The following is a 9,107-nucleotide window of genomic DNA, read 5'->3' on the forward strand; positions in this document are numbered from 1 at the left end:
GATGGCCGCAGTGACATGGCACCCGTTGTCGGAGCATGTCGGCGTCGAGGCGCGCGACGTCGATCTGAACGCGCTGGACGACGACACGTTCGGCGCGTTGCGCGCGGCGGTCGCGGACCATGGCGTCCTGTTCATCCGCGACCAGTCGCTGACCCCCGAACAGCATATCGCCTTCGCGCGGCGCTGGGGTCCTATCGACATCAACCGCTATTTCCCGGCCAATGGCGGCCACCCCGAAATCGCCGAGGTGCGCAAGGCGGAGAACCAGCAGACCAATATCGGCGGCGGCTGGCATACCGACCACAGTTACGACCCGGTCCCTGCGATGGGGTCGATCCTGCTGGCGCGCGAGACGCCGCCGACCGGCGGCGACACGCTGTTCGCCGGATTGGGCGCGGCGTTCGACAGCCTGTCGGAGGGGATGAAGGCGACGCTGCGCGGCCTGCGCGCGGTCCATTCGGCGGACCATATCTACAGCGCCGACGGCATCTATGCGAAGACCGACCAGGCCGCCGACCTGAAGGGGCATGACGAACGCACCCATGCCGAACATCCGGTGGTGATCCGCCACCCGGCGACCGGGCGCGAGATATTGTACGTCAACCCCGCCTTCACGCTGCACTTCGCCGGCTGGACGCGCGCGGAAAGCCTGCCGCTGCTGACCTATCTGTATCAGGTGGCGATGCAGGAGCGGTTCCACTGCCGCGTCAGCTGGGCGCCGGGGTCGATCGCAATCTGGGACAATCGGTCGACCTGGCATTGCGCGATGAACGACTATCAGGGCCACCGGCGCCTGATGCATCGCATCACGATCGCCGGCGAGCCGCTGGTGTAGGGGCTTACAGGTTCGGGCCGACGCGGGCGGGCGGGCGGGGCACGACGATCTCGCGCCCGTATTTGGTCAGCGGCTGTCCCCCGCTGACGAAATCGAACAGCCCGGCCAGCTTCTGCAGCACGCGCAGCCCGCTGACCTGTTTCTGCGTATAGTTGGTCAGCCGGTTCAGCCGCGCCTGGAACAGTGCCTGCTGCGTGTCGAGCAGGTCGAAGACCGAGCGATTGCCCGAGCGGAATTGCTCGCGGTACAGCGTCACCACCTTTTCCGCGGCGGCGACCTGCGATTCGATCGTCGCCATCTTGTCGTTGGCGGCGGCGAGCGACTGGAAGTCGATGCGCAGATCCTGCTCGACGTTGCGGCGCACGCGATCCACCTCATAGTCCGATTCGCGCACGCGTGCCTCGATCCGGCGCATCAGCGCATAGTCGGCGCCGCCGCGCAGGATGTTGTAGGACAGCGTGACGACGACGCGCGCATCCTCGTTGCGGCCGGTGCGGCCCATCACCTCGTTGCGAAGGTTCGCCTGTGCGTCCAGCCCGATGCGCGGGTAGAAGCTGGCCTTCTGGCTGAGCAGCTGCCTTTCGATCGAACGGCGGTTCTGCACCGCCTGCGCCAGTTCGGGGTTGTGATCCTCGATCATCTGCACCGCCGCATCGGCATCGGCCGGCAGCGCGGTGTCGACCGCGGGCAGGTCGGTGGCGCGCCCGGGCAGGTGCCCGGTCAGGCGGCGATAGGCCTCGCGCTGCTGCTGCAACTGGCTCTGCGCGTCCAGCAGCTGCGCCTGAAGGTTGTCCTGCCGCACCTGTGCGCGGCTGACGTCGGCGGCGGTGGTGAGGCCCAGGTCCTTCTGCACCTGGATCGTGCGCGACATCTTCGCCTGGGTGGCGATCTCCTCCTCGATCAGTTCGACGGTGCGCTGCTTTTCCAGCAGGCTGAGATACGCTGCGGTGGTTTCGAACGCGATCCGCTCGATCTGTTCGCGCGTGTTCCATTCCGCGCTGGAGAAGGCGGCGCGCGCGCGCTTCACGTCGTTGATCGTCGCGCCGAAGTCCCAGATGTTCTGGTGGAGCGTCAGCACCCCTTCGCTACGGCGCAGCATCGTATTGTCGGTCGCCTGATAGGGCAGGACATATTCCGGCCCGCTGGCCAGCGACAGGTCGACGCGCGGCAGATAGGCGGCGCGCGCCTCGCCGATCGCGTAGCGCGCGTCGTCCTGGCGGGCGAGCGCGATCTGGATGTCCGGGTTCTTGCGCAGCAACTCGACGATCGCGGCGCGCAGCGGCTCGCTCTCGCCCGGTCGGGCGAGCGCCGCGGGGTCGGCGGGCGCGGCCACGACGGGCGCGTCCTGCGCGACGGCGGCGGATGCGCCGCACAGCACGGCACCGGCGAGCAGCACCGCGCCCAGGCGATGCCCCGCGCGCGCGGGGCGTGACGGACTGGACATCAAAATTCCCCCGGTCTTCGTTCGATGGGCCATGCGGCGACCGCACGGGGCGGCCGGCGGGGCGGCTGGGACGGGCGGCGCGGTCATTCGCGCAGCGCCCCGTCGCGGATGCGGATGAATGGCCCCAGGATATAGTCGAGGATGCTCTGGTGGCCCGAGCGGATGTCGACCTCCGCGGTCATGCCCGGCAGCACCGGCTTTTCCGGGCCGAACCGGCCGGTGTCCGCGCGCAGGCGCACGCGATAGTATAGCTCGCCCTTGGGATCCTGGATCGCGTCGGGCGAAATGTCGTCGACGGTGGCGTCCAGGCCGCCGTAGATCGCCGAATCATAGGCGGAGATCTTCGCCACCGCGGGCAACCCCGGCCAGATGTTGCCGCGGTCGCGCGGCGCGACGCGCGCCTCGATCACCACCAGCTTGTCCGCGGGAACGATCTCCACCAGCGGATCGCCCGGCTTGGCGACGCCGCCGACGGTCTGCACCAGGATCTTGTTGACGTAGCCGTCCATCGGCGCGCGCACCTCCTCGCGGAAGTTGCGGTCCTGATAGGCGTTGAGCGCCTGACCGGCCTTCGACACCTCCAGCCGCAGCGTCGCGGCCTTCTCGCGCGTGTCGGTCAGGTACCGGGTCCATGCCTCTCCGCGCTTGGCGACGGTTTCCGACAGATCCGCCTGCGATTTGGGGATCGAGGTCATCGCGTCGGAAATGCGCGTGCGCAGCTGTTGCAGGTCGGTCTGCTTTTCCAGCACCGCGGTTTCCGACACGGCTTCCGCCAGCAACGCCTTTTGCAGGCGGTCGAGCTGGTTCTGGACCATCCGCTCCTCCGCGCGCAGGCTCGCGATGCGCGACTGCGCGCTGCCGATCTCGGCGCGATAGCCCTGGATCTGGCGATCGAAGACGCTCATCTGCTGCTGGATGTCGGCATGGCGCGATCGGAAGAACGCTTCTTCCGATGCGGCGATCTCCGGCGCCAGCCGCGCCAATTCCCTGGGCGTCGTGAAGGACGAGGCGCCGGCGGCCTCCGCCTCCAGCCGGGCCAGCGCGATATGGCGCGCGGCGACGTCGGTCTGGGCGTTGTTCAGCTCCGCGCTCGACTGCTGGTTCGACAGTTTGAGCAGGACGTCGCCCTTGCGGACGCGCTGCCCCTCACGCACCAGTATCTGTTTGACGATGCCACCTTCCAGATGCTGGACGACCTGGTTCTGCACCGACGGCAGCACGCGGCCCGCGCCGCGCGTGACCTTGTCGATCTGGAAGAAGGTGGCCCAAGCGATCGCGATCACCAGCAGCACGCCCATGACCTTCAGCAGGCGGCGCGACGGTTCGGTGCGCACCCGCGCGCTCCACGGATGCAGCCCGTCGATCACCGCGGTGCGCGCATCGCTGTCCGAAAAGGATTGCCGGTTCTGGACTATATGCTTGAAAGAATCCGTCCAGCGGATGCTCCCTGGCATGTCGGCAGAGCTGCTCATCATCATTCCCGTCGAAGTTACGGTCCATGTAATCGGCAGCTGTTTACGAAGTGTTATCCTTAAAAAGGCTTAAACCATCCCACGTTTGTGGAGAAACGCACGTGGCGGTTCGGTGGGATAACGTCGGTCGGATAGTAAAGCGCCGTGTCGACAGCCTTCGCGGCAAGTCGACGGGGCAGTGGAAATCCGATGATTTCAATGGGATGCTGCTAGTCGAGGCGCTGGTCGGCATCGCATCTTCGGCGGGCAAGGCGATCGACGCCGCCGGGCTGACAGCGGCGCTGCCGACCGCGCACGGCGATCTCGATCCGCGATTCGCACCGATCGCGATGGCGCGGATCGACCTGGACGCACGCTGGGTGGCGCGGCCGATCCGCGAACTGGCGCCGGTCGACCTGCCCGCGATCGTGCGGCTGCCGGACGACCGGTTCGTGATGATCACCGCGATGCCCGCGCCGGGTGTCGTGACGCTGATCGACGGCGACGGCGAGCGCAGCGTGCTGCTGGAGGAATTCGCCCCCGCCGTGACCGGCGACCTGTTGATGATCGGGCATATCGATCCTGCCAACGGCAGCCTGGTCGGCGACGAGCGCGAGCGTATCCGCGCCAACCCGCGGCTGTGGCTGATCTCCAGCTTCCTGACGGAACGGCGCAATTTCATCCAGCTGTTGGGCGCGGCGCTGTTCCTGAACCTGTGCGGTTTCGCGATCCCGCTGTACATGCGCGCGATCTACGACCGCGTGGTGCCCAACCTGGCGCTGGAATCGCTGTGGGCGCTGTCGTCGGGGATCGTGCTGGTGCTGATCTTCGAATGCCTGTTCAAGCAGATCCGATCGACCTTCATCGACGCGATCGGGCTGCGCATCGGGCAGGCGATCCAGCATCGCGCGATGTCGTCGATCCTGCAGGCGCGGATCGACAAGTCCAACTGGACCGTCGGCAGCATGATGACCGCGCTGCGCGATATCGAATCCATGGCGATGCTGGTGCCGACCGCGATCGTGACCTTCTGCATCGACATTCCGTTCTTCTTCCTGTTCCTGGCGCTGATCGCGATGATCGGCGGCTGGACGGTGCTGGCGCCGGTACTGGGCGCGCTGGCGATGCTGGCGGCGGGCGCGGTGTCCGCCTATGCGCTGAAGTTCGGGGCGAAGCGCAGCAACAAGCTGCTCCAGGCGCGCAACAACCTGGTCGCCGACGTCGTCGCCAGCCTGCACACGATCAAGAGCAACCAGGCCGAGGGGCGTTTCCTGCGCCGCTGGGACAATCTGTCCGACCATGTCGGCATGACCGGCAAGGCGACGCGCGCGTGGGTGGACCTGCCGTCCACCGCCTCCGCGTTCATCGTGCAGGCGGTGACGGTGGTGATCGTTGTCATCAGCATCTACCAGATCCAGGCCGGCGTGATGACCGCGGGCGCGCTGATCGCGTGCAACATGCTGGCGGGACGGGCGATGGGACCGATCTCGGCCGCGATCATGGTGGTGTCGAAAAGCTACCAGAGCCTGGGGCAGTTCGCCGCGCTGGCCGAGCTGCTGGCGCTGGAGCCGGAGAGCGAGACGTCCGACGCGGCGGTGCAGGGGCGCCCGTTCCAGGGGCGGATCGCGTTCCAGGAAGTCGGCTACGTCTATCCCGACACCAACGTGTCGGTGCTGCGCGACATCGATGTCGAGGTAAAGCCGGGCGAGAAGATCGGCATCATCGGTGCGGCCGGATCGGGCAAGTCGACGCTGCTGAAGCTGATGGGCGGGCTGATCGCGCCGGGCGCGGGACGCGTGCTGGTCGACGGCCATGCGATCGAGCAATTCTCCGCCGCGCAGCTGCGCGAGAACATCGCCTTCGCCACGCAGGAGGCCGTGCTGTTCGACGACAGCATCTACGAGAATATCGTGCTGGGCGCGCCCAGCCCCGACCCGGCGCTGCTGGAGCGTGCGGTGCATACCGCGGGCGTCCACCATTTCGCCGCACGGTCGAAGGAAGGGCTGAGCCGCTCCGTCGGCGTCGGCGGCTGCCGCCTGTCGGGCGGGCAGCGGCAGGCGGTGGTGCTGGCGCGCGCGTTCATGCGCGACCCGCGCATCCTGCTGCTGGACGAACCGACCGCGGCGATGGACGTCGACGGCGAACATGCGGTGATCCGCGGGCTGCGTGAATTCGGCGCGGGCCGAACGATGATCATCGCCACGCACCGGTTCGCGGTGCTCGAACTGGTCGATCGCGTCATCTGGATGGAGGACGGGCGGATCATGAGCGATCTGCCGCGCCGGGAGATGCTGGAGAGCCTGCGCCAGCAGAAGGCGAAGGCGGCCTGACCCGCGCGCATCGCAAACACGGTTATCGGAACGTTAGCGAAATGTTCGTAAGAGGCGGCATGACGCTCGGGGCGGAGGCATAAGGTGGCAGGCGCATCGGAAGACGGCGAGGCAAATCACTGGCCGGCGTTCGTCGACGTGCTGACGGCCGTCATCATGGTCGTCACCTTCCTGCTGGTCATCATGAGCGCGGCGATCATGCACCTGTCCAAGCGCACCGTGGAGGTGATGCAGCAGAAGATCGAACTGTTGCAGGACAGCCGCCGCGCCGCCGAGGCGGTGCGGACCGGAAAATCGCCCGCCGACGGCGGTGGCACGCAGGACACCGGGGCGATCGGGCTGAAGCCGATATCGTCGCCGCGCGACGCGGCGGCCGGCTCCTCGATCGCGCAGCTCGGGTCGCCGCTGGTGTCCGAAACGATCGTCAACGGCAAGGACAGCCTGTCGATCCTGACGCGCGACACGCCGGACACGCAGCGCATCCGCGTGAAGTCCGCCGAACAGCCCAAGGAGACGCGCGGCGCGCAGGTCACGTCGTCGTCCACGCTGCTGCGGGTCGATTTCGATGCCGACGCGATCCGCTACACCGACGAGGATGCCAGGAAGGTGCTCGACTTCCTGAAGGGGTCGGTGCGGCCGGGCACCAAGTACGAGGTCTGGTCGATGGTCGGCGGCGCCGGATCGGTGTCCGAACCGATGCGCATCGCCTTCTACCGCGCGGCGACCACGCGCAACCTGCTGATCCAGGCGGGCATCAAGCCGGGCGACATCGTCACGCAGAGCCGCGTGGTCGATCCGACGTCGGGCGACGGCAACAGCGTGCGTATCGTGGTGAAGAACTGAGGGCGACCGGGATGGAACGAAAGATACGCTCCGAACTGATCAAGATGATCGTCATCATGACGATCCTCCTGTCGATCGGCGCCTATGCCCACGAGTTCGTCATCGCCGGCATCAAGGCAAAGGCGGCGCTGAACCTGTCGATCTTCGCGCTGTTCGGCGTGGCGGCGGGGCTGGCGTTCCGCAACGTCCTGGGGCTGCGCAACGAAGTGACCGCGCTGCACGCGTTGCAGACCGATTTCGACAGCGGCCGGCGCCGCGACGACGAGCGAATCTATACCCAGCCGGCGATCATCTTCCGCGAACCCGTCCTGCTGGGGCAGGGATACCGGCTGATCACCGAGCAATTGTCCAAGCAGGACGATTTCCAGATGCCCTCGGGCGTCGTGGAATCGCTGGTGCACAGCGTCGACCAGCGGATCGGCGACCGCAAGTCGGTGGTCGCCTATTTCGCGGGGCTGATGGTCTTCATGGGCCTGATCGGCGCGTTCATGGGGCTGATGCACACGGTCGGGTCGGTCGGCGACCTGATCGGCGGCATGGACATGTCGGGCAAGGGCGGCGACGACGCGATCGCCAAGATGATCGAGGGCATGAAGGCACCGCTGCGCGGCATGTCGGTGGGGTTCAGCTCGTCGCTGTTCGGCCTGTCGACGTCGATGGTGCTGGGCGCGCTCGAACGCTGCATGACCACCGCGGCCAAGGCGCTGCGCGACGAATACGAACACTGGCTGTCGAACCTGGCCAAGCTGGAAAGCACCGAGGCGGGCGAGGGCGATGCCGGCGGCATGGCGCGCGTGACGCAGGCGATTGAGGTGGCGGCGCGCCAGCTGGCGACGCTGCACACCACTGTCGAGGACAATCGCCGGCGCGAGGCGGCGACGCAGGCGTCGCTGGCCGAATTGGGCGAGGCGATGGTCGCGCTGACCCGGACGGTCGATCGCGTCGGCGATCCCGCGCCGCTGGTGGAACCGATCGCGCGGACCGTGACCGAGGTCGTGCGCCAGCAGACGCGGCTGGTCGCCGAGATGGAATTGCTGTTCGAACAGGCGCGCGAGGATCGCGCGGTGATCCGCACGACGCTGGACGCGATCGCCCGCGCGACCGCGGCGCAGGCCGAGGCGGCGCGCGACGGTGCGGTGGTGGAGCGGCTCGACCGGCTGATCGCCGCGCAAGAGGTGGCCGCGCAGCAGGATCCGGTGGTGATCGAATGGGGCGGCGGCGGTGCCGCCGACGCGCCGCGTGGCGCCCGATCGTTGCAGGAGCGGCTGCGCCAGGTGTTCGGCGCCCGGCGCGACGATGCCGCCACCAGCCGTGCGCAGCGGCGGATGGCGCAGCGGGTCGAGGCGCTGATCGAGCGGCAGCGGCAACTGGAACACGAATGGCGCGACGAAGCCGTGCGGCTGCGGCGCGGGGCGGAGGCGGACAGCGCCGCGGCGGCCGAACTGCGCCGCGCGCTGGAAAGCGAGCGCGAGCGGCTGGCCGTGCTGGCCGAACTGGTGGAGCAGGACGACGCGCCGGTCGACATCGACGCCGCGCTGGAAAGGGCGCGGCTGCAGATGGAGTTGCTGGCGATCAAGTCCGGCCGGTTGCGCGACGCGCGCGCGCCGATGGCCCAGAAGACCGCGAAGGGGTGACCGACATGCCGCTTTCCCACGACATCGCCGCGCCCGCGGGCGCCCCGGAGGTCGTCCGCGCGCCCGTCGCGATGCGCCGCGGCCTGTTCCGGCGCAACAAGCCGAGCCGTTACTACCGGCGCGTCGACTGCTATGCCGAAGCATCGCTGCTGATGATCAGCAGCCGCGTGACCGTGGACGGGCGCGTGCTGGACATTTCGCAGAAGGGTTGCCTGTTTCGCCCCGGCCTGCGGTATCTGCTGCATCGGATGGACACCCCGATCCGCCTGATGATCGGCGACGTCGAGATCGACGGCCGGATCGTCAATACCATCACGCGCGGCTACGGCGTCGTTTTCGACATGGAGATTTCGGACGATCTGTTGCGTACCATTGTCGACTGACGGGTCGCTGCTGCGGCGCGCCCGGCGCATTACTATTCTGAAATTGCTTGAAATTAGTCCCGCAAGGATCAATTAACCACGTTTGGCTATCCTCTACCCTCGAACAGAGGTGGAAGAACCGGCGTCATGGCAGGCAACGCGACGAAATCTCCCGCAGGGCCGGCAGGCGGAAAGGCCAACCCGCTTG

7 protein-coding genes are annotated in these 9,107 nt (G+C 67.6%); 5 read left to right on the forward strand and 2 right to left on the reverse strand.

Going from position 1 to position 9,107, the window contains the following annotated elements; genetic code table 11:
- Window position 1: 1 nt before the first annotated feature.
- Window positions 2–835, forward strand: coding sequence for a TauD/TfdA dioxygenase family protein (locus COA07_RS10075; protein ID WP_066713537.1), 834 nt, complete (start codon window positions 2–4; stop codon window positions 833–835).
- A 4-nt stretch (window positions 836–839) separates the two neighbouring features.
- Here COA07_RS10075 and COA07_RS10080 read toward each other — a convergent pair whose 3' ends face one another.
- Both COA07_RS10080 and COA07_RS10085 read right to left on the reverse strand, forming a co-directional pair.
- Window positions 840–2,279: a TolC family outer membrane protein gene (locus COA07_RS10080; RefSeq protein WP_141396505.1), complete on the reverse strand. Its 1,440-nt coding sequence runs from the start codon at window positions 2,277–2,279 to the stop codon at window positions 840–842.
- 83 nt (window positions 2,280–2,362) lie between these two features.
- Entirely contained in the window at window positions 2,363–3,733 is a 1,371-nt protein-coding gene (locus tag COA07_RS10085) for an HlyD family type I secretion periplasmic adaptor subunit (protein WP_169924232.1), read from the reverse strand.
- 221 nt (window positions 3,734–3,954) lie between these two features.
- Between COA07_RS10085 and COA07_RS10090 the strand changes: the two genes are divergently transcribed.
- The 4 genes from COA07_RS10090 (at window position 3,955) to COA07_RS18270 (ending at window position 8,920) form a co-directional block, all read left to right on the forward strand.
- A complete protein-coding gene (locus COA07_RS10090; protein ID WP_066711398.1) occupies window positions 3,955–6,060 on the forward strand; it encodes an ATP-binding cassette domain-containing protein in 2,106 nt (701 codons plus the stop codon).
- An 84-nt stretch (window positions 6,061–6,144) separates the two neighbouring features.
- Entirely contained in the window at window positions 6,145–6,903 is a 759-nt protein-coding gene (locus tag COA07_RS10095) for a hypothetical protein (protein WP_066711397.1), read from the forward strand.
- Window positions 6,904–6,914: 11 nt separating this feature from the next.
- The gene (locus COA07_RS18265) at window positions 6,915–8,537 is read left to right on the forward strand and encodes a coiled-coil domain-containing protein (protein ID WP_066711396.1); all 1,623 of its coding nucleotides are present in this window, start codon (window positions 6,915–6,917) and stop codon (window positions 8,535–8,537) included.
- A gap of 5 nt (window positions 8,538–8,542) precedes the next feature.
- Entirely contained in the window at window positions 8,543–8,920 is a 378-nt protein-coding gene (locus COA07_RS18270) for a PilZ domain-containing protein (RefSeq protein ID WP_169803537.1), read from the forward strand.
- Window positions 8,921–9,107: the final 187 nt, after the last annotated feature.

This window comes from Sphingomonas adhaesiva (genome assembly GCF_002374855.1).
Lineage (GTDB): Bacteria > Pseudomonadota > Alphaproteobacteria > Sphingomonadales > Sphingomonadaceae > Sphingomonas > Sphingomonas adhaesiva.

Excerpts from the sequence above, each read along its gene's own strand:
- COA07_RS10075 (WP_066713537.1), top strand. The coding sequence starts at position 2 with ATGGCCGCAGTGACATGGCACCCGTTGTCGGAGCATGTCGGCGTCGAG.
- COA07_RS10080 (WP_141396505.1), bottom strand. The coding sequence starts at position 2,279 with ATGTCCAGTCCGTCACGCCCCGCGCGCGCGGGGCATCGCCTGGGCGCG.
- COA07_RS10085 (WP_169924232.1), bottom strand. The coding sequence starts at position 3,733 with ATGCCAGGGAGCATCCGCTGGACGGATTCTTTCAAGCATATAGTCCAG.
- COA07_RS10090 (WP_066711398.1), top strand. The coding sequence starts at position 3,955 with ATGCTGCTAGTCGAGGCGCTGGTCGGCATCGCATCTTCGGCGGGCAAG.
- COA07_RS18265 (WP_066711396.1), top strand. The coding sequence starts at position 6,915 with ATGGAACGAAAGATACGCTCCGAACTGATCAAGATGATCGTCATCATG.
- COA07_RS18270 (WP_169803537.1), top strand. The coding sequence starts at position 8,543 with ATGCCGCTTTCCCACGACATCGCCGCGCCCGCGGGCGCCCCGGAGGTC.